This window comes from Kitasatospora sp. NPDC096204 (assembly GCF_044763205.1).
Taxonomy (GTDB): Bacteria; Actinomycetota; Actinomycetes; order Streptomycetales; family Streptomycetaceae; genus Kitasatospora.
Genome location: NZ_JBIWFT010000022.1, coordinates 115996 through 137262, shown reverse-complemented (window position 1 = coordinate 137262; position 21267 = coordinate 115996). Strand labels below are relative to the sequence as shown.

The 21267-nt window shown below is 75.3% G+C and carries 13 protein-coding genes; 4 read left to right on the top strand and 9 right to left on the bottom strand.

What is annotated here, in order from left to right:
- Positions 1-179: 179 nt before the first annotated feature.
- Entirely contained in the window at positions 180-2396 is a 2217-nt protein-coding gene (locus tag ACIQ87_RS24255; RefSeq protein ID WP_402410022.1) for an N-6 DNA methylase, read from the bottom strand.
- Between the two features lie 199 nt (positions 2397-2595).
- Here ACIQ87_RS24255 and ACIQ87_RS24250 point away from each other — a divergent pair, with 199 nt between their 5' ends.
- A complete protein-coding gene (locus ACIQ87_RS24250) occupies positions 2596-3192 on the top strand; it encodes a DUF4352 domain-containing protein (protein ID WP_402410020.1) in 597 nt (198 codons plus the stop codon).
- Positions 3193-3318: 126 nt separating this feature from the next.
- Here ACIQ87_RS24250 and mfd read toward each other — a convergent pair whose 3' ends face one another.
- The 4 genes from mfd to ACIQ87_RS24230 all read right to left on the bottom strand — a co-directional run bounded on the left by mfd (position 3319) and on the right by ACIQ87_RS24230 (position 13255).
- Positions 3319-6948 carry a transcription-repair coupling factor gene (gene mfd, locus ACIQ87_RS24245; RefSeq protein ID WP_402410018.1) on the bottom strand — a complete coding sequence of 1210 codons (3630 nt, stop codon included), beginning with the start codon at positions 6946-6948 and terminating at the stop codon, positions 3319-3321.
- Between the two features lie 766 nt (positions 6949-7714).
- Complete coding sequence (locus ACIQ87_RS24240; RefSeq protein WP_402410017.1) at positions 7715-9166, bottom strand: hypothetical protein; 1452 nt, start codon at positions 9164-9166, stop codon at positions 7715-7717.
- A 266-nt stretch (positions 9167-9432) separates the two neighbouring features.
- A complete protein-coding gene (locus ACIQ87_RS24235) occupies positions 9433-12159 on the bottom strand; it encodes an SUKH-4 family immunity protein (RefSeq protein WP_402410015.1) in 2727 nt (908 codons plus the stop codon).
- 94 nt (positions 12160-12253) lie between these two features.
- Entirely contained in the window at positions 12254-13255 is a 1002-nt protein-coding gene (locus ACIQ87_RS24230) for an SMI1/KNR4 family protein (protein ID WP_402410013.1), read from the bottom strand.
- A gap of 581 nt (positions 13256-13836) precedes the next feature.
- Here ACIQ87_RS24230 and ACIQ87_RS24225 point away from each other — a divergent pair.
- Both ACIQ87_RS24225 and ACIQ87_RS24220 read left to right on the top strand, forming a co-directional pair.
- A complete protein-coding gene (locus ACIQ87_RS24225) occupies positions 13837-14298 on the top strand; it encodes a YwqJ-related putative deaminase (protein ID WP_402410011.1) in 462 nt (153 codons plus the stop codon).
- Positions 14299-14358: 60 nt separating this feature from the next.
- Positions 14359-14886, top strand: a complete 528-nt coding sequence (locus ACIQ87_RS24220; RefSeq protein WP_392874277.1) for an SUKH-3 domain-containing protein — start codon at positions 14359-14361, stop codon at positions 14884-14886.
- Between the two features lie 63 nt (positions 14887-14949).
- Here ACIQ87_RS24220 and ACIQ87_RS24215 read toward each other — a convergent pair whose 3' ends face one another.
- Positions 14950-16218 (bottom strand): sensor histidine kinase, encoded by a 1269-nt coding sequence (locus ACIQ87_RS24215; RefSeq protein ID WP_402410009.1) that lies wholly within the window; start codon positions 16216-16218, stop codon positions 14950-14952.
- Positions 16219-16478: 260 nt separating this feature from the next.
- Here ACIQ87_RS24215 and ppc point away from each other — a divergent pair, with 260 nt between their 5' ends.
- Positions 16479-19277 carry a phosphoenolpyruvate carboxylase gene (gene ppc / locus ACIQ87_RS24210; protein WP_402410007.1) on the top strand — a complete coding sequence of 933 codons (2799 nt, stop codon included), beginning with the start codon at positions 16479-16481 and terminating at the stop codon, positions 19275-19277.
- 153 nt (positions 19278-19430) lie between these two features.
- Here ppc and ACIQ87_RS24205 read toward each other — a convergent pair whose 3' ends face one another.
- The 3 genes from ACIQ87_RS24205 to ACIQ87_RS24195 all read right to left on the bottom strand — a co-directional run bounded on the left by ACIQ87_RS24205 (position 19431) and on the right by ACIQ87_RS24195 (position 21160).
- Positions 19431-19739 (bottom strand): hypothetical protein, encoded by a 309-nt coding sequence (locus tag ACIQ87_RS24205; protein WP_402410005.1) that lies wholly within the window; start codon positions 19737-19739, stop codon positions 19431-19433.
- 145 nt (positions 19740-19884) lie between these two features.
- On the bottom strand, positions 19885-20463 hold the full coding sequence (gene pth, locus ACIQ87_RS24200; protein WP_316526589.1) for an aminoacyl-tRNA hydrolase: 579 nt from the start codon (positions 20461-20463) through the stop codon (positions 19885-19887).
- 109 nt (positions 20464-20572) lie between these two features.
- A complete protein-coding gene (locus tag ACIQ87_RS24195; protein WP_402410002.1) occupies positions 20573-21160 on the bottom strand; it encodes a 50S ribosomal protein L25/general stress protein Ctc in 588 nt (195 codons plus the stop codon).
- Positions 21161-21267: the final 107 nt, after the last annotated feature.

The following is a 21267-nucleotide window of genomic DNA, read 5'->3' as shown; positions in this document are numbered from 1 at the left end:
CGCGCTCCTGAGCTGGTGAGGACCGGCACCGAGGGCGGTGCGGACGGCTGCGCCCACCGTACCGCCCGGCCCGGTCGCTCCGGAGGGCTTCCGTCCGCCCGCTGCCGCATCGGTATCCCGCCGGTACCACGCCGCTACTGACCCGGGGTCACCTCCGCGGCGCCCGTCGTGGACCGCCCTCAGTCCGGCGGCGGCAGCGTGCCGGTCGCCAGGGCGTCGGTGGCGGCCTGGGCGAGGCCGCGGCCGAGTGCGGCGGCCTGGGCGAGGGCGGTGTCGAAGGCGGCAAGGCGGGCGAAGGCGGCGCCGAGGCGCTGCTGCGCGGGGAGCGGGAGGCGGGGCAGTTCGACCCGGCGGATGTCGAGGCGGGCGGTGGTGGTGGCGTGGCTGGCGGCGCGCCGGGTACCGGCGGTGGAGCGGAACTGGCCGGCCAGGAACTCGGGGTCGAGGGCGGCCGGATCGGGCCGCAGGAGGTGGAGTTGGCGGCCGAGGGCGGCGCCGACCAGTGGGCCCTCGGCGGGGACGACCCGGGCGGTGCCGCCGCCGAGGGCGGGGACCAGGACGTCGCCGGGGCGGGTGCGGACGTCCCCGGCCGGGCCGGGGCCGGTGGTCAGGACGGCGCTGGGCGCGGCGCCGGTGGCGAGGTCCTGGTCGGTGACGACGGGGGTGCCGCCCGACTCCGACCCGCCCGACTCCAACCCGCCCGACCCCGATCCGCCCGCCCGCGGCCCGCCGGCCCCCGGCCCGGCCGGCCGGGTGGCGGCGCCGGTGCCGGAGGAGTACACCTCCAGCGCGCCGCCGCGGACCAGTTCGCCGATGGTGACCAGCCCGGCGGGCGCGGCGCCGGACGCCCCGTCGGGCGCGGTGCCCGGCCGCGGCAGCAGGGTGGTCGGGTCGGGCAGGCCGGCCAGCAGTTCGGCCAGCCGGCCGCCGAGGTGGGAGAGTTCGGCCGCGCCGCCGAGCGGTGCGGCCGGCGGGACGTGCCGGGCCGGGGAGAGGTCGGTCTCGTCGTCGAGCAGGTCGATGGCGGCCACGGCCCGGTGGACGCCGGGGCGGTCGGCGGGGACCGGCAGGCCCTCGCGCGCGGCGAGGTCGAAGCCGCGCCAGGCGTCCAGGACGGTGCGGCGCAGCTCGGGCCAGTCGACCCTGTCCCGGCCCCCCTCGGCGGCCGGCGCCCCGGCGGTCCCGGCCGGAGCGGAGGGCGCCGCTCCGGCGTCGAGCATCAGCACCTGGCGGAAGTCGCTCCCCGGCCGGGGCGCGCGCAGCACCCACAGGTGCAGTGGGACGCCGTACGGCGGGGCGGCGCCGGCGGGCAGCGCGATGACGGCGCGCAGCGCGCCGGAGCGGAGCAGTTCGGCCCGGATCCGGCGGCCGGCCCGGCGGGCGGCGACGGTCGGCGGGAGCAGCAGCGCGGCGAGGCCGCCGGGGCGGGTGTGGGCGAGGCAGTGCAGCACCCAGGCCAGTTCGGACTCGCCGCGCGGCGGGACGAGCCCGCCGGGCCAGCGGGTGTCGAACTGCAGCTCGTCGTGGCCCCAGTCGCGTTCGTTGTACGGGGGCTGGCAGAGCACGGCCTCGAAGGTGTCGCCGGGGAAGCCGTCAGCGCGCAGGGCGTCGCCGGCCCGCAGGTCGAGCGGGAGCGGGCCGGGCTCGTCGGCCGGGGTGTGCAGGGCGATCCGGAGCCGGGCGAGGGCGGCGGTGACCGGGTCGGCGTCCTGGCCGTAGCGGCCGGTGGTCGGCGGGTGGGCGAGCAGGACGGAGCCGAGGCCGACGGCCGGGTCGAGCACGGTGGCGGGGACCCCGGCGACGGCGGCGAGCAGTTGGGCGGCCTCCGGCGGGGTGGGGCTGAGCTGCCGGGTGTTGGCCTCGGCGTACCGGGTGAGCAGTTGCTCGTACGCGCCGACCGGGCCGGCCTGGGCGGCGAGTTCGGCGAGCAGCCGGGCGAGGTCCAGCTGGGTGCTGCCGAGCAGGCCCGGGAGGCCGAGGGTGCGGGCGCCGTCGGGGCCGAAGGCGTGCACGGCGGCGCCGGCGACGGCCCGGGGCAGCGCGAGGGCGAGCCGGGTGTCCGGCCGGCCGGCGAGCTCGGCCCACTGTCCGTGCTCGCGGTGCAGCAGCAGGAGCAGGGCGCCCGCCTCGACCAGCGGGGCGGCGGGGTGGCCGGCCGGGTCGCGGAGGGTGTCGACGAGCTGCCAGACCCGCTCCAGCAGCGGGAGTTCGGCGATCTTGCCCTGGGCGCGCAGCCAGGACTCGACCTCGGCGAGCGCGAAGGCCGGGCTGGCGTCGGTGCCGCCGACCGGGCGGGGGAAGTCGGGGTGGCGGCGGCGCCAGTTGCTGACCGCGGCCCGGCCGACGCCGGCGAGCCGGGCGATCTCGGCGGCGGTCACTTCGGGACGGTCCGGCACGGGGGCTCCTTCGGTGGCGCGGGCGGGCAGGGGTGTGACCGCACAGCATAGCGATGTGGCCCTCCGGCTCCGTTCACGTGTGAACAGAGGTCTTTTATAAAATCCCGTTGACACGATTCACGCTCCAGTGGTGTGATCTCTCCGTCGCCGCCGGACGGGGGCGACACCAGGAAGACCACCGACCACCGGGAGAACAGCCATGTCCGCCACCGCCCGCCGTGTCACCACCCGCCGCACCGCCGCCCTGCTGCTGGGCGCCGCACTGGTCACCCTCACCGCGACCGCCTGCGACTCGACCGGTGGTGCCTCCGTCTCGACCGAGGCGAAGCCGACCGCGGCCGCCGGCGCCGGCTCCAAGCCCGCCGACATCGCCAAGGCCCCCGCCAAGCTCGGCGACACCATCGCGCTCAAGGGCATGGACAAGGGCAACACCGCCGACGTCACCGCGGTGAAGGTGGTCGACCCGGCCGAGAGCGCCAGCGAGTACCTCAAGCCGGCCGAGGGCAAGCACTACGTCGCGGTGCAGTTCCAGATCAAGGCCACCGGCGCCCAGGCGTACGGCGAGGTCCCCGCCAGCAGCGCCAAGGTCGTGGACACCCAGGGCCAGGCGTACGGCCCGAACCTCGAGGAGACCAAGGCCGGCCCCGCCTTCCAGACCCCCACCAACATCGCTCCCGGCGAAACGGGCAAGGGCTTCGTCACCTTCGAGGTCCCGGACGGCACCAAGCTCGACAAGGTCCAGTTCGCCCTGGACAACGGCTTCTCCAACCAGGCCGGCCAGTGGAAGCTCGGCTGACCTCCCGCCGCCCCCCACACGCACGGAACGGCGGCCCCGGGCCGAAACCCGAGACCGCCGCGATCCAGCTGTGAACCCGGCGGGGGCCCGGCCGTGAACCAGTCGGGAACCGCCGAGCGGCAGACGCTACTTCTTCGCCCCCGCCAGGTCGTCGAACATGGCCGACAGGAACTCGCTGCACCAGCCCAGCAGTTCCCGCCCGACCAGCGGCTTGCCGCCGATCCGCCCGGTGCTCGGGCGCGGCACCAGCAGCTGCTGGGCCGCCGCCTTCACCTGGCTGCGCGGGTAGAGCCGGTTCAGCCGCAGCTGCTGGGACTCCCGCAGCTCCACCGGCCCGAAGCGGACGTTGGAGCCCTGGAGGGTGATGTCCGCGATCCCGCACCGCCGGGCGTACAGCCGCAGCGCCGCGACCAGCAGCAGGTTCTCCACCGGCTCGGGCAGCTTGCCGTAGCGGTCCACCAGCTCGTCCCGGACCTGCTGGATGTCCTCCTCCGAGTTGACGGCGGCGATCGAGCGGTACGCCTGCAGCCGCAGCCGCTCGCCGGGCGCGTAGTCGTGCGGCACATGGGCGTCGACGGGCAGCTCGATCTTCACCTCGAGCGGCTCCTCCTCCGGCTCCCCGCCGCCAGCCAGCGACTCGCGGAACTCCGCCACCGCCTCGCCGACCATCCGCATGTAGAGGTCGAAGCCGACGCCCGCGATGTGCCCGGACTGCTCGCCGCCGAGCAGGTTGCCCGCCCCGCGGATCTCCAGGTCCTTCATCGCGACGTACATGCCGGCGCCCATCTCGGTGTGCTGGGCGATGGTGGCCAGCCGCTCGTGCGCGGTCTCGGTGAGCGGCTTCTCCGGCGGGTACAGCATGTACGCGTAGCCGCGCTCGCGCCCTCGCCCGACCCGGCCGCGCAGCTGGTGCAGCTGGGAGAGGCCGAAGGTGTCGCCGCGTTCCACGATCAGGGTGTTGGCGTTGGAGATGTCGATGCCGGACTCCACGATCGTGGTCGACACCAGGACGTCGAACTCCTTCTCCCAGAAGTCGACGACGACCTTCTCCAGCTGGGTCTCCCCCATCTGCCCGTGCGCGGTGGCGATCCGCGCCTCGGGCACCAGGTCCTTCAGCCGGGCGGCCGCCTTGTCGATCGACTCCACCCGGTTGTGGATGTAGAACACCTGGCCCTCGCGCAGGAGTTCACGCCGGATCGCGGCCGAGATCTGCTTCTCGTCGTACGGGCCGACGAAGGTCAGCACCGGATGCCGCTCCTCCGGCGGGGTGGTGATGGTGGACATCTCGCGGATGCCGGTGACGGCCATCTCCAGGGTGCGCGGGATCGGCGTCGCGGACATGGTGAGCACGTCCACGTTGGCGCGCAGCTTCTTCAGCTGTTCCTTGTGCTCGACGCCGAACCGCTGCTCCTCGTCGACGATGACGAGGCCGAGGTCCTTGAACCTGGTCTCGGAGGAGAACAGCCGGTGGGTGCCGATCACGACGTCCACCGAGCCCTCGAACAGCCCCTCCAGCACGGCCTTGGCCTCGGTGTCGGTCTGGAAGCGGGACAGCGCCTTCACCGTCACCGGGAAGTTGGCGTAGCGCTCGGCGAAGGTCGAGAAGTGCTGCTGCACCAGCAGCGTGGTCGGCACCAGGACGGCCACCTGCTTGCCGTCCTGCACGGCCTTGAAGGCGGCCCGCACCGCGATCTCGGTCTTGCCGTAGCCGACGTCGCCGCAGATCAGCCGGTCCATCGGGACGGACTTCTCCATGTCCGACTTGACCTCGGCGATGGTGGTCAGCTGGTCCGGCGTCTCCGCGTACGGGAAGGCGTCCTCCAGTTCGCGCTGCCACGGGGTGTCCGGGCCGAAGGTGTGGCCGGGGGCGGCCATCCGCGCCGAGTACAGCTTGATCAGGTCGGCGGCGATCTCCTTGACGGCCTTCTTGGCCCGCTGCTTGGTCTTCGCCCAGTCCGCGCCGCCGAGCCGGTGCAGCGTCGGGGCCTCGCCGCCGACGTACTTGGTGACCTGGTCCAGCTGGTCGGTCGGCACGAACAGCCGGTCGCCGGGGTGGCCGCGCTTGGCCGGGGCGTACTCCAGCACCAGGTACTCGCGGGTGGCGCCCTGGACGGTGCGCTGCACCATCTCGACGTACTTGCCGACGCCGTGCGCCTCGTGGACGACGTAGTCGCCGGCCACCAGCGCCAGCGGGTCGATCGCGTTGCGGCGGCGCGAGGGCATCCGGCGCATGTCCTTGGTGGAGGACTTCTGCCCGGACAGGTCGGTCTCGGTGATGACCGTGAGCTTGAGGTTCTCGTCCACGAAGCCGTGCTCGATGGACCCGCAGGAGACGTGGACGACGTCCCGGGTGGGCGCCTCGGCGAGGTCGGCGACCAGACGGGCCGGGATGCCCTCGTTGCCCAGCACCTCGGCGAGCCGGGCGGCGGGGCCGTGGCCCTCGGTCACCATGACGACCCGCCAGTCGGCGGCCAGCCGTTCCTTGGCGTCGGCGATCGCCCGGGCGGTGTCGCCCCGGTAGGCCTCGACGGCGTGCATGCCGAGGGTCAGCGTGTTGGCGTCGAACTCCAGGATGCCGTCGACGGAGGACTGGCTCGTCGCGAACGGGCTGACGGACCACCAGGGCAGCCCGATCTCGTCGGCGTGCTCGCGCACCTCGGCGAGCGAGCGCAGCGAGGCGGCGGAGACGTCGATGGCCTCCAGGTCGATCGGCCGGTCCCCGCCGGCCGCGGCCGCGACCCAGGAGGCGTGCAGGAACTCCTGGCTGGTCGCGACCAGGTCGGCGGCCCGGGTGCGGACCCGCTCCGGGTCGCAGACCACGGTGACGGAACCGAGCGGCAGCACGTCCAGCAGCAGCTCCATGTCGTCGACCAGCACCGGCGCCAGCGACTCCATGCCCTCGACCGCGATGCCCTCGGCGATCTTGTCCAGGATCTCGGCCAGCCCGGGGTGCTCGGCGGACAGCTCGGCGGCCCGGGCCCGCACCTCGTCGGTGAGCAGCAGCTCGCGGCAGGGCGGCGCCCACAGGCCGTGCTCGGCGATCTCCAGCGAGCGCTGGTCGGCGACCTTGAAGTACCGGACCTCCTCGACCTCGTCGCCCCAGAACTCCACCCGCAGCGGGTGCTCCTCGGTGGGCGGGAAGACGTCCAGGATGCCGCCGCGGACGGCGAACTCGCCGCGCTTCTCGACCAGTTCGACGCGCGCGTAGGCGGCGGCGGAGAGCCGGCGGGCCACCTCCTCCAGGTCGTACGACCCACCGCGCCGGACGGCCACCGGCTCCAGCTCGGCCAGCCCCTTGACCTGCGGCTGGAGCACCGAGCGGACCGGGGCCACGATCACCTGCACCGGCCCGGCCGCCGGGTCGTCGGCCCGCGGGTGGACGATCCGGCGCAGCACGGCCAGCCGGCGCCCGACGGTGTCCGAGCGGGGCGACAGCCGCTCGTGCGGCAGCGTCTCCCAGGCCGGGAACTCGGCGACGGTGTCGGCGGGCAGCAGCGAGCGCAGCGAGGCCGCGAGGTCCTCGGCCTCGCGACCGGTCGCGGTGACGGCGAGCACCGGACGGCCCCGCTCCCCGGCGGACTGCCCGGCGAGCGCGCGGGCCAGCGCGGCGATGGCGAACGGCCGGGCGGCGGGCGGCCCGACCAGGTCCAGGTGGCGGCGTCCGCCGGCCGCGGCTCCGGGGGCGGTGGCCGCCTCGATAGCCTCGGCGAGCGCCGCGTCCCGCGCGACGACATCGAGCAGTCCGGTCAGGCTCATCTGGGGTCTCTTCTTCGTCCCGTGGCTGGTGCCGCCCCGGGGCGGTCGAAGGCCCGCCGGGGCAACGCGAACGGCCCGGCGCGCCGAGCGGCCGGGGGTCTCCAGCCTACGCCGCGGCACGGACAGGCACGCGGTCCACGACGTCGGCGGGGCCGGAGCGGGATCGGCGCGGGGCCGACGCGGGGCCGGAGCGCCGGGCGGACGTTCACCCCCTCGCCGATTTTTGTCAGGGGCACGTCCGGGAACGAACGACTGGACGGAACACCGGACCGGCCGGTGGACGAACCAACCCGGAGCACCACCGAACCGGGCACGGCTATCCGCCACGAACTGGACATACTCCTGTCACTGGCCGTCCATGGAGATCGCGCACCATGGTGAACGTGCCCGCCGCACCCAACCGTGGGGGATGGCTGTGGGGGCACTGTCGCACCCTCGATGGGGGTCGGAGGTGCGAGGCCGGGCGGCCCTGGGTGGGGGCGCCCGCCCAAGCGCCGGGAACCGTGGCGCCCTTTCCTGGAGGGCGCCACGGGTCTCGGCCTCTTTCGCTCCCGGGGCCTACCCGGTCGGCCGCCGCCCTATCCCGGAGCCCGGCCCGTTTTCTCGACCCGCTTCCTTCGTCCGCGCTTCCCGCGCCCCGTTCCGGCAGGCTCGTTCGGCGGGCCCGGCCGCGTCGAACACGGCCGCGTCGAGCACGGCGAAGGCCCCGGCCTCCCCAGAGGGGAAGCGGCCGGGGCCTTCGCGACGACGTACGGTCGGCGGCCGGTCAGCGGCGGCGGTAGCTCACCGTGTGGGGGGTCGCGTAGCCGCTTCCGTCGTCCACGATGATGATCTTCGGAACGATCCGGGTCTCGTCCTCCGCCCGTCCCTCGGCGGCCGTCCCGGCAGCGGCGGCGTCGGAGGCCACCGTCTCCCCGGCGGGCGGCGAGGCCGGCTTCGGGGGCACCGGGCCGGTCTCCACGGGCCCGCCGATGGCCCTGGTGGCGCTGCTGCCGACCACCGGCGTCCGCAGCACGGGCGCCGGCTTCTCCGGGGCGGAGGCCTTGGCTCCGGCGGGAGCCGCGGTGGCCAGGGCCTTGCGCAGGTTCGCCACCGGGATCTCCCCGGTGTCCGCCTCCGAGTCCACCGGCGCGGTGTCGGCGACGGCGTCCTCGATCGCGTCCCGCGGAGCGGGGGCCGTCGGGGTCGTCGGGGTCGTCGGGGTCGTCGGGGTCGTCAGGGCCACAGGGGCCGTAGTGGCCTCGGCGGACTCCCCGGCGGACTCCTCGGCGGGCTCCCCGGCCGAGCCCTGCGCGGCCCGGGCCGCCGCGACGGCCGCGGCCGCCACCTCGGGCTCGATCTGGCCGACCGCCGCCCCGGTGAGCGAGGCCAGCGTGGCCTTGATGTGGTCCAGGTGGTGCTGCACCGTCTCCAGCCGGGTGTCGAACTCACGCTGCTCGCGCTCGCTCGCCGCGTTGACCTCCTCGGCCTCGCGGCGGGCCTGCTCGATCAGCTGGTCGGCCTTGGCCTGGGCGTCCGTCTCCAGCTGCTTGATCCGGTTCAGCACGGTCTCCCGCTGCTGTTCCGCCTCCTTGACCCGGCGCTCGGCGGTCGCCGAGACCTCGGCCTCCTCGCCGTCGGCCTTGGCCTGGGCCGCGGCGAAGGTCTCGTCGGCCTTGCGGCGCCGGGTGGCCAGCTCGGCCTCGGCCTGTTCGCTGGCCTCGGCGGCGGCGACCCGCACCTTGGCGGCGTACGCGGTGGCGGCGTCCCGGATGGCGCGGCTCTCCCGGTCGGCGTCGGACCGGATGCCCTCGGCCTCGGCCCGGGTCCGCTCCTCGGTGCGGCGGGCGGCCGCGTCGGCGGCGGTACGGGTCGTGGCGCTGAACTCCCTGGCGGCGCGGTCGGCCGCCTGCCCGGCCTCGTAGACCTCGTCCCGGAGGTCCTCGGCGAAGCGCTCGGCCTTCTCCCGGACGGCGCGCGCCTCGTTCTCGGCCATCGCGGCGAGTCCGGCGGCCTGCTCACTGAGCACCTGGTAGTCGGGCTCCGGGGCCTCCTCGGCGGTCCGGCGGATGTCGGCCAGCCGGGCCTCCATCTGCCGGATGCCGGCGCCCAGGACGCTCAGCCGTTCCCACGCCTCGTCGCGCTGCGCGGTGAGCGCGGCCAGGGCTCGGTCGACCTGCTCGGGCGCGTAGCCCTTGCGGGCCTGGGTGAAGCCGTACTGGGGGACGGCGTCGCTCATGGGCTCTTCCCCTCGTTTCGCGGGCTGCGGAGCCCATGATCGGACGGAACGGTCGGATCCGGAACCGGTTGGGAGGCCGGGGCCGGATTCCGCTGTCCTACGGACCGGATTGCGTCGAGGACGGGACGAATAGACCCATCCTCTTGACCTATTTTGCGCAGATCCGGGCGAAACCCCAACGAGGCACGGCTGCGGCGGCATGCCGGAGGGGCCGTCCCGGACACCGGAACGACCCCTCCCCACCTGCGAGGATCGGCGACGGACCGCTACAGCAGGCCGTCCCAGAACTGCTCCAGCAGCACGGCCCACCAGGTGTCCGCGTTCTGCAGGGCCGCCGGGTCGATCGCGGCGAGCTGGGCCTGGAAGTCGGTCGTCCAGCGACCGGCCTGGTCCGGCGTCAGCCCGTACCGCAGCCGCCACATCCGGCCCAGCAGGGCCAGCGAGCGGACGAACTCCGGTACACCGCTGTTGACGAACCGGGGCGGCTGGCCGGTTCCATCGATGTCCACCGCCACCACGTGCGCGGTGCCGTACTGGACGCACAGCTGGCGGCCGTAGTCGTTGCCCAGCACCAGGTAGCCGCCGAAGTCCGGGCCCGCGCCGAGGCCGCGCTCGGCGGCCAGCTCGGCGAGCGTCGGGATCGGGCGGCCCTCCTGCGCCTGCGCCCAGAAGAACGGCCCGAAGTCGCGCGGCAGCCCGGCCCACATCAGGCTCTGGGACACCGGCTCGGGCACGCCCTGGCGGGAGACGGCGCGCTGCTCGTAGCGGAACACGTTCTGCCCGAAGGCGGCGCCGACTTCCTGGGCGAGCTGCTGCGGCGGGAGCGGCGGCAGCGCCTGGACCGTCCCCGGCGCGGGCGCCGGCACCCGGAACGGGCGGACCCGCTGGGCACCGGAGGCCAGCTGGTGCAGCTCGTCCAGGTGGTCGAGCAGCTCGGACATCCCGGCCTGCCGGGAGGCGTGGTCGCGGCCGTACGGGGCGGTGTGGGTGAGCCGGACGTTGGGCCAGGACGCGGCGATCATGCGGTTGCAGTAGCCGCCCGGCAGGTCGCAGGACTCCAGCTCGGTGTAGAGCTCCAGCACCTGCTCCGGCGGCACGTTGAGCCGGCGCAGGTCCTGGAGGATCTTCCACTCCGGGTGCGGGGTGCCGGGCTCGCTGCGGTGCAGCAGCTTCTGCTCCGAGCCGTCCGGGCCCCGATAGCTGAGCGCGGCGAAGTACCCCGGGCCGACCGCGGGCACGCCCGGGGGCACCGGCGCGGGCTGCGGCGAGCCGGGCACCACCGCCGGCGGGACGACACCGGCGGCGCCGCCCGCGTTCGGGTAGCCGTAGCCGGCCGCGGGCGCGACGGGGGCCGCCGGGCCGCCGGGCGGCGGCGGGACGGCGGGACCGCCGGACGGCGGGGTGCCCGGGTCCGCCGGGCCGGCCACCAGCGCCGGGTCGATCGCGCCCGCCAGCTGGGTCGCCTCGTACGCCGTCCCGGACGCGGCCGGGCCGGCGGTCGGCGCGCCCGGCGGGGCCACCGGGGCCTCGCCACCGCGCAGGCCCGCCGGGGGCGGGGGCGGCGGGGCGGAGGCGGCACCGCGGCCGCCGGGGCCGGCGACGGGCGTGCCGGAACCCGGGGTGTGCTTCAGCCCGGCGGGCGGGGGCGGCGGCGGGCCGGAACCCGCGTTGCGTCCCAGCCCGGCGGGAGCGGCGCCCGCGGCGGCAGGCCCGGCGGGGCCACCGCGCAGCCCGGCCGGCGGGGGCGGCGGCGGGCCGGAGCCCGCGCCCCGGCCGAGCCCGGCCTGCGGCGCGCCGCCCTCCGGGGCGCCCGGGGCCGGAACGCCGGGGATCGGGGCACCGGGGGCCGGGGCGCCCGGCAGACCGGCGAGACCGGGCGGACCGCCGGGCGGGGCCAGCATCGTCGGCGCGTGCTCCACCTGCGGACCACCGGCGGGCGGGGTGGCCGGAGCGCCCGGCAGGCCCATCAGCCCGGGCATGGCGTCCGGCGAGGCGAGCAGCGTGGGCGCCGGCTCGGCGGCCGGGGCGGGCACCGGGGCCGGCGGGGTGACGGGCGGCTGCTCCGCGGCGGCCGGGGCGGGCACCGGGGCCGGCGGGACCGGGGGCATGCCGTAGCCACCACCCGTCGGCGGCATCAGCATGGTCGCGGCCTCGGCACCCGTCGGCGCGGCGGGCTCGGGCAGATCCGAGCCGGTGGTCCGCAGCCCCTCGGGCATCAGCATGGTCGCGGCCTCGGCCCCGGCCGGCGGGCCCGGCGCCACGGGTGCGACGGGTGCGACGGGCGGCACGGGCGCGGCGGGCACATCAGGCGTGACCGGTGCGGCCGCGTGCGGCACCGGGGCCGGTGCCGATGCCGGCTGCGGTACGGCGGCCGGCTCGTCCTGCCCCGGCGGCGGCGCGAGCATGGTCGGCGCGTCCCCGGCGGGCCGGTCGGAGACCGGCGGCTCGGTCAGCACGGCCGGCGCCGGCTGCACGGAGTACGCGACCGGCTCGGCCGGCACGGCCTGCGGCGCCGGAGCCGGCGGCTCCTCGACGGGCGCGGCGGCCGCGGCAGCGGCCGGAGCCGTCCCGAGCCGCTCCGCCTCCGCCGCGATCGCCGCGGCCCCCGCCTCCTGGAGCCACTGCGGCGGGCTGAGCAGGAAGGAGGTCGCCTCCACCGGCCCGGGCGCGGGCTTCGCCGCCCCCGCCGGGTTGGCCGCCACCGGCCGCCCGTAGGCCTCCTCGTACTGCCGGACCACCTCGTTGACGGGCAGCGCGGGCCACAGCGTGCTGGCGCCCGAGTCCCGGGCGATCACCAGCCGTGCCTCCCCCGAGCCGCCGCCCACACCGCCCGTGCCCTCGCCCGTGCCCTCGGCCGAGCCCGCGGGCGCCACCGCCCAGCAGACGAAGCCCAGGTCGAACTCCCGGACCCGTACCTCGCGCTGCCGCGTGCGCGGCACCCCGCCGTTGATCCACTCCTCGGCGAGCTCCTGCGCCTGCGCGTACGTCACCACGCCCGGTTCACCCCTGTCCGCATCCTCTTCGTCCCCCGTTCCACCGCGCACACCGCGGCCACCGACACCACCGCGACCACCGCGACCACGCGCCTCAGCCCACCGGGACGGCCCGGGCGAACCCGCCGTCCACCATCAGCGCCGCGACCGTCTCCAGCTCCGGCGGGCTGCCCGCCAGCCGCAGCAGGAAGGCGTCGAAGTCCTCGCCGCAGGGCAGCAGCAGCCGGGCGCAGCGGTCCTCCGGGGCTTCCGGCGCGCCGGTGTCGCGGGCGTCGTCGTACAGGTGGAACCAGACCGAGCCGGCCCGCTCACCGCGCACCTTGAGCGCGACCAGGCCGCCCTGCGCGTAGGCGATGCCCAGGTAGTCCTTGGTGAGGTGGTCGCGCAGGCACTTGTTGGCGTACACGACGTCCTGGGTGCCGTACTCCTCGGTGAGCGTCAGGAACGGCTGGTCGAGCAGCAGTCCGAGCTCGGTGTCCAGCCCCACGCCGACCGGGGCGCGTCCGCCGCCCAGCTTGAGGAAGGTGCGGTAGGCGTCGGGCAGCCGGTAGCCGAGGCGCTCCTCGGCGCGCTGCACCAGGTCCTCGGGGACGCCGATCGGGTCCCCGCCGTCCCCGGCCAGCGAGAAGTGCACCGGCCGGCGCTCCTGCAGCGGGCGGGTGCCTCGGCGGGTGTGGTCGGCGCCGGACATGGCCAGGCCGCCGTGGTGCCGCAGCAGCGCCTTGACCTCGACCGGGACGAGCTCCATCCGCCGCCAGCCGGGGGCGGCCCGGCCGACCGCGTGGTGCCAGGTCCAGCCGGGCGGGGTGGCGACGGCGGTCGGGAGGTCGGCCCAGAGCGGGTGGCCCTGGGTGTAGAGCGCGGCGTTGGCCGAGACGTAGTCGGTCAGCCGCAGTTCGTCCACGCCGAAGCCCTCCGGCGGGTCGGCCACCTCGGCCGCCGCGGCGGCGTACGGGCCGAAGTCCGGGAAGCCGTACTCGTCCACCCTGACCCCGGCGGGGTGCCGCTCCGCGCGGACCGGGTCCGGGAACTGCACCACCTGACCTGCGTACGCCGCGTTCGGTGCGGCGGCGACGCCGGGCCGACCTGTCGTCATCTGGGAGCCCCCACTGGCTGCTGCAAAATACGGTGCCTGCTGGGCACCAGCCTAGGGCCTGCCCTCAACCCCCGGGCTGCCAGGCGGACGACGGGCTCGGCGCACCACCCGGCCCCACCGCCGTCACCGGCGACCGCCCGGCACCCGCGCGGGCGGCCCGCCCGGCGACCGGGAACGCCCCTTCGCGGTGGCCGAGGTGACGGAACGCGGGCTGCCGGTGGACCGGCACCGGGCAGCGCGCCCCGGCCCGGATCCCGGTGGCCCCGACGTCCGGCGCGGGCAACGGACACGGCCCACCGGCGGGCACCTGCCCCCGGGCGGTCGGCCGTGTCCCCTCCGGCTCGCGGCCGGAACGGTACCGGCCGCGAGCCGGGCCCGGAGGCCGTTTCGGTACATCGACGGAAAAGTCGTGACGGACCGGTGAGCGTTCGACAGCATCGGGTGCGGCGGCGGCCGGGCCGTCGCCGCACCGGCCTGCGCCGCACCCCGGATGTGCGGTTGTCGGTGTCGTTTGACAGGCTTGCCCCGGACCGGCCCGGCCACCGCGGCCGACGTCGGGATGACGAGGAGGAGGACGACGGATGACCACCGGTGAGCCGGCGGGCCCGCCCGTGCTGCGCCACCACCGCGACAGCCTGCTGCCCGCCGTCGCCGCCGCGCTGTCGCTCAAGGGCGGCGAGGTGCACACCCTGGCGGGCGACAAGGACCCGCGCCGCCCGGTGCTGCACCACCTGGTCGCCGAGTTCCTGGACACCCTGCCGGCCGAGGCCCGCGAGCGGTTCACCGGCCGCTGCCCGGAGGCCGTCCTGCTCTCCCAGTACCTGACCGCCGTCGACGGCAGGCGCTCCAAGCGCGCCGCCCGCAAGCCGATGACGCTGCACGAGGCCCGCAAGGCGCTCAAGGGCTCCCGGGTGACGACCGTGCGCATCCGCGAGGAGGGCGACCCGGCGCACGGCAGCCACGCGCCGCCGTGCCGCTCCTGCGCCCCGATGCTGGAGCACTTCACCGTGCGCAGCGTCGCCGTCGGCCCGCCCGCGCACTGACCGGCCGAGCGGCCGGCACATCCCCGTCCCCCAGCCCTGGAGCCCGCCCTGAACCCGCCCATCCCGCCCGCACCGGCCACCCTCTCCCCCGCCGGCACGCGGACCCGGCCCCGCTTCCCCGCCGACGTCGCCGCCGAGCTCAAGGCGGCCGGCTGGCACCCCGGCCGCTGGCAGATCCGGCAGGCCGAGGAGTGGGCCGACACCCTGGTCGGGCACGGCGCGCCCACCGGCGTCCGGCACGCGGTGTTCCCGGCGGCAGTGGAGGCCTGGGCCGAGTTCGGCGGCCTCGCCTTCGACCTGTCCGGCCCGGGCCGCCAGCTGGCCCGCACCCCGTTCCTGATCGACCCGCTGTGCGGTCTGCACCAGCCGCGCACCCTGCTCGACCTCGGCCGGGCGCTGGGGACGCAGCTGGCCCCGCTCGGCGAGGAGGCGTACGGGCAGGCGCTGCTGGCCGTCGACGAGGAGGGCCGGGTCTACAGCCTGGACCACACCGGCGAGTGGTTCCTCGGCCACGGCATCGACCAGGCGATCTCCACGCTGGTCCTGGGCACCGCCCCGGAGCTGCTGCGCACCGCCGACGCGTACTGAGGGCCCCGGAAGAGCGCCGAGCAGCCCCGGGGACCGCCCGGCCCGTCCGCTCGGCGCGGCCGCTCAGCGCAGCCGCTCGGCCCGCACCGCCAGCCGGGACGGCAGCACCGCCTCGATCCGGAACCCGCCGTCCGCCTCCGGCCCGGAGGAGAAGGTGCCGCCCAGCGCGATCACCCGTTCCCGCATCCCGACCAGCCCGTTGCCCCCGCTGGGCAGCTTCGCCGCGCCCCGCTCCCCACCCGGGCAGGCGTTCACCACGGCCACCCGCACCCCGTTCGGCGCGTACGAGAGCAGCACCGACACCTGGGCGCCGCCCGCGTGCTTGTGGGCGTTGGTCAGGCCCTCCTGGACGACCCGGTAGGCGGTCTGCTCGGCCTCGCCGGTGAACTCCTGCCGGCTGCCGCTGACCGTCAGCGTCACCGCCATCCCGGCCGCCCTGGACTGGTCGACCAGCCGCGGCAGTCCGGCCAGCGAGTCGGGCTCCGGCTGCCGCTCGTCGTCCATCCGCAGCACCCCGAGGATCTCCCGCAGCTCGTTCAGCGCCTGCCGGCCGACCTCGCCCATCAGCTTGGCGCTCTGCGCGGCCTTCTCCGGGTCCTTGGCGACGATCCGCTCCAGCGCCCCGGAGTGCACCACCATCAGCGACACCCGGTGCGCCACCACGTCGTGCATCTCCCGGGCTATCCGGGTGCGCTCCTCCAGGCGGGCCCGGCGGGCGCGCTCCTGCGCCTGTTCGGCGAGCAGGTCCAGCTCGGTCTCCAGGCCGTGCGCGCGGTCCTTGAGCGACTCGATCAGCCGCCGCCGCGCGCCGACGTACAGTCCGGTCACCACCGGGGCGACGGTCAGCCCCACCGACACCAGCAGCGACAGCAGGATCTGGCCCCACCACGGCGGCGGATCCACCGGCGCGTCGCCGGGCGTCATCAGCGACACCGTCATCACGGCGGCCGCCTCGGCGAAGGCCAGTGCGGACAGCGCCACCACCCGGCGGCGGCGCGAGGGCCACTCCCAGGTCGAGGCCAGCGTGTACAGCGCCACCACCAGCAGCACCACGCCCAGCATCCCGGGCATCACCAGCAGCGTCACCAGCACCGGGACGGCCGGCCAGCGCCGGCGCACCATCAGCGAGCCGCCGGCCAGCGTGCCGAGCACGGCTATCCCGACCGCTCCCGCGGTGCTGACGTGGATCCGGGCGGAGAGGAAGGCGATCGTGCTGACCGCGCACTCCACCGCGGCGAGCATCGCCAGCCCGATGTCCAGGAAAGCGCTGCGCGGCCGCTTCCACCACCAGAACGACCGGACCGGCACGCGCTCCCCAGGCGACTTGCTCATGCCCCACAGGGTAAGCGGCAACCTCCTCCCCTCCCCACCGGGATTGCCCGTCACACTCCACGAACCCGTCAAGTGGTCCAGACCACAGGTGGTTTTCGGCGGCGCTGTCCGCCATCCGGCCACCTCGCGGACAGCATCCGCCCCGACACCTATGCTGGGTCGCGTCGGACAGCGCGGTCCGCACGCGTCACGCCGGCCACACGCGTGTGGACCGTGACGATGAGCCGTTGCCGAACCCCCACCACCACAGGGAGCCAGCCGTGACCGCTCCGGTCCCCGCCCCGGCGGACAACCCCACGCCCGTCAGCGCCGACAACGCCGCCCTGCGCGCGGACATCCGCCGCCTCGGCGACCTGCTCGGCGAGACGCTGGTCCGTCAGGAGGGCCCCCAGCTGCTGGGCCTGGTCGAACAGGTCCGCCTGCTGAGCCGCACCGACGGCGAGGCCACCGCCGAGCTCCTCTCCGACATCGACCTGGACACCGCCGCCAAGCTGGTCCGGGCGTTCTCCACCTACTTCCACCTCGCCAACGTCACCGAGCAGGTGCACCGCGGCCGCGAGTTCGCCACCCGCCGCGCCCGGCAGGGCTCGCTGCTCGCGCAGACCGCCGACCAGCTCGCCGAGGCCGACGCCAAGCACCTCCAGGACACCCTGGCCCACCTCGCGGTCCGCCCGGTCTTCACCGCCCACCCCACCGAGGCCGCCCGCCGCAGCGTCCTCAACAAGCTGCGCCGGATCGGCGAACTCCTCGACCGCATCCACCGCGACGAGGTCACCTCCGGCCTGGCCGCCGCCGACCAGGCCCGCACCAGCAGCGCCAAGCGCTCCGCCGACCGCCGCCTGGCCGAGGTCATCGACCTGCTCTGGCAGACCGACGAACTGCGCATCGCCCGCCCCGAGCCCACCGACGAGGCCCGCAACGCCGTCTACTACCTGGACGAGCTCTACCGCGAGGCCGTCCCCGAGGTCCTGGAGGAGCTGCACGAGGAGCTCGCCCGGGTCGGCCTGAGCCTGCCCGAGGGCGTGCGGCCGCTCACCTTCGGCACCTGGATCGGCGGCGACCGCGACGGCAACCCCAACGTCACCCCGAAGGTCACCTGGGACGTCCTCAACCTCCAGCACGAGTACGGCATCAAGGACGCGCTCGACGCGATCGACGACCTGCGCAACACCCTCTCCACCTCCGAGCGGCTGGCCGGCGCCTCGGTCGAGCTGCTCGCCTCGCTCAACACCGACCTGCACCTGCTCCCCGAACTCAGCCCGCGCTACAAGCGGATGAACGCCGAGGAGCCGTACCGCCTCAAGGCCACCTGCATCCGGCTCAAGCTGGAGAACACCCGCGAGCGGCTGGCCGGCGGCACCCCGCACGTCCCGGGCCGCGACTACCTCGGCACCCGCGAGCTGATCGCCGACCTGCGGCTGATCCAGGACTCGCTGCGCTCCCACCGCGGCGAGCTGATCGCCGACGGCCGCCTCGCCCGCGCCATCCGCACCGTCGAGGCCTTCGGCCTGCAGCTCGCCACCATGGACGTGCGCGAGCACGCCGAGGCCCACCACCACGCCCTCGGCCAGCTCTTCGACCGGCTCGGCGAGGAGGCCTGGCGCTACGCCGACATGCCCCGCGAGTACCGGCAGAAGCTGCTCGCCAAGGAACTCCGCTCGCGCCGCCCGCTCGCCCCCACCCCGGCCCCGCTGGACGAGGCCGGCACCAAGACCCTCGGCGTGTTCAACACCATCCGCGAGGGCTTCGAGCGCTTCGGCGACGAGATCGTCGAGAGCTACATCATCTCCATGTGCCAGGGCGCCGACGACGTCTTCGCCGCCACCGTGCTGGCCCGCGAGGCCGGCCTGATCGACCTGCACGCCGGTCTCGCCAAGATCGGCATCGTGCCGCTGCTGGAGACCACCGACGAGCTCCAGCAGGCCGACCGCATCCTCGACGAGATGCTCTCCGACCCGTCCTACCGCCTGCTCGTCTCGCTGCGCGGCGACGTCCAGGAGGTCATGCTCGGCTACTCCGACTCCTCCAAGTTCGGCGGCATCACCACCTCCCAGTGGGAGATCCACCGCGCCCAGCGCCGGCTGCGCGACGTCGCCCACCGCTACGGCATCCGGCTGCGCCTGTTCCACGGCCGCGGCGGCACCGTCGGCCGCGGCGGCGGCCCCTCGCACGAGGCCATCCTGGCCCAGCCCTGGGGCACCCTGGAGGGCGAGATCAAGGTCACCGAGCAGGGCGAGGTCATCTCCGACAAGTACCTGCTCCCCTCGCTGGCCCGGGAGAACCTGGAGCTGACCCTCTCCGCCACCCTCTCCGCCTCCGCGCTGCACACCGCCCCGCGCCAGGCCCCCGAGGAACTCGCCCGCTGGGACGCCGCGATGGACCGGGTCTCCGACGCCGCCCACACCGCCTACCGCGCCCTGGTCGAGCAGGAGGACCTGCCGAAGTACTTCTTCGCCTCCACCCCGGTCGACCAGCTCGCCTCGCTGCACCTGGGCTCCCGCCCGTCCCGCCGCCCCGACTCCGGCGCCGGCCTGGACGGCCTGCGGGCCATCCCGTGGGTGTTCGGCTGGACCCAGTCCCGGCAGATCGTCCCCGGCTGGTTCGGCGTCGGCTCCGGCCTCGCCGCCGCCCGCGCGGCCGGCCTCGGCGACGTGCTGACCGAGATGTACGGCGAGTGGCACTTCTTCCGCAACTTCCTGTCCAACGTCGCCATGACGCTGGCCAAGACCGACCTGCGGATCGCCCGCCACTACGTCGAGCAGCTGGTGCCCGGCGAGCTGCACCACGTCTTCGACGAGATCAAGGCCGAGCACGCGCTCACCCTGCGCGAGGTGCTCCGGCTCACCGGCGAGAGCGAACTGCTGGAGCACAACCCGGTGTTGAAGCAGACCTTCGCCGTCCGCGACGCCTACCTCGACCCGATCTCCTACCTCCAGGTCGCGCTGCTGCGCCGCCAGCGCGAGGAGCTCTCGGCCGGGCGCCAGGACGACCCGCTGCGCGCCCGCGCGCTGCTGCTGACCGTCAACGGCATCGCCGCCGGCCTGCGCAACACCGGCTGACGGCCGGACCGCGAACGGCCGAGGGCCGGTGTCCCGTCCGGGACACCGGCCCTCGGCCGTGAGGTTCCTGCTCCGCGGGCTTCCCGCTCCGCGAGGCGCCGCGTGGGCCGCGTGGGGCACTGGGTGAGGCCGTGTGGGCGCCGGGTGAGGCCCCTACTCCGCGCCCTCGCCCGCGCGCCTGCGCTTCAGCCACAGCGCCGCGCCACCGGCCGCCACCACCAGGCCGCCGCCGACCGCCAGCAGCCCCGCGTCGGGGCCCATCGAATCGCCGAGCACCGGGCCGAACTGCGCCGCCGCCGGCTCCGGGGAGACCGCAGGGTCCGACTCGACGGCCGAATCCGCGTGCGCCAGCGCGCCGCCCGACAGCAGCACCCCGGCCACTCCCAGCGCACCGGCCGTACCGACCCGCCGTCCGAGCCGCTTCAGCTCGACCACCCGGCGGACCGGACGCATTCCCCGCATCGAGAACTCCCCAGGACTCGTTCGCGTACGGGACCGACGCTATCCGATCCCGCACAGGGTTCTCACACGGATTCAGGTTTGGACGGGCAAGCGTTGTACGACCGTTGCGTACCGCGTAGGCGTTCTGACGGCTCGTCAGCATGTGTCAGGAGTTGTACGTGCCCTGGGCCCGCTCCAGCCCCTCGGACAGCAGCGCCTCCACCGCGTCCGCCGAGCGGTCCACGAACCACTCCAGCTCCTTGCGCTCGGTCGAGGAGAAGTCCTTCAGCACGAAGTCCGCGACCTCCATCCGGCCCGGCGGGCGGCCGATCCCGCACCGCACCCGGTGGTAGTCCGGGCCCAGCGACTTGGTGATCGACTTCAGGCCGTTGTGGCCGTTGTCCCCGCCGCCCAGCTTCAGCCGCAGCGCCGCGTAGTCGATGTCCAGCTCGTCGTGGACCGCGATCAGCGCCGAGGCCGGCGCCTTGTAGAAGTCGCGCAGCGCCGTCACGGGCCCGCCGGAGAGGTTCATGAAGGACATCGGCTTGGCCAGCACCACCCGCTTGCCCGCCAGCCGCCCCTCGGCCACCTGCGCCCGGCTCTTGTGCGCCTTGAACTTGGCGCCCATCCGCTGCGCCAGCAGGTCCACCACCATGAAGCCGATGTTGTGCCGGTTCCGGGCGTACTGCTCCCCGGGGTTGCCCAGCCCCACCACCAGCCAGGGGCCCTCGTACTCGTCCGCCATGCCTTCTTCCTCCTTCGCGCTAGGCCCTGCCATCATCCCGGACACACCGCTGCCCCGGCCGCTCCAGCGGGAGCGACCGGGGCAGCGGTCTCAGCTAGTGACGCGAGGCTCAGGCCTCGGCGCCCTCGGCCTCGGCGGCCTCGTCCTCGGCCGGGGCGGCCTGGGCGGCGATGACCTGCAGCACGACGGCGTCGGCCTCGACGGCCAGCGAGACGTTGGCCGGCAGGACGATGTCCTTGGCGTGGACGGAGGCGCCGGCCTCCAGGCCCTCGATGGAGACGGTGACCGACTCGGGCAGGTGGGTGGCCTCGGCCTCGATCGGCAGGGCCTGCAGGACGTGCTCCACCAGGTTGCCGCCCGGGGCCAGCTCGCCCTCGGTGTGGACCGGGATCTCGACGGTGACCTTCTCGCCGCGCTTGACCAGCAGCAGGTCGACGTGCTCGATGGTGCGCTTGATGGCCTCGCGCTGGACGGCCTTCGGCAGCACGTACTCGTCCTTGCCCTCGATCGGGACGACCAGCAGGGCGTTCGGGGTCTTCAGGGCCATCATCAGGTCGTGGCCGGGCAGGTTCAGGTGAACCGGGGCGTGGCCGTGGCCGTAGACGACACCGGGGACGAAGCCGGCGCGACGGGCACGACGGGCGGCACCCTTGCCGAACTCGGAACGGGTCTCAGCGGCAATACGGATCTCGGACACGACTGCACTCCTCGTGGAAACTGGCGCGGGGGTGCAGGCAACGCGAAAAACCGCCGGGACCACACCCTCAGTACGTTCGGGGGTCACTCGGCGGCAACGGCCTGCCG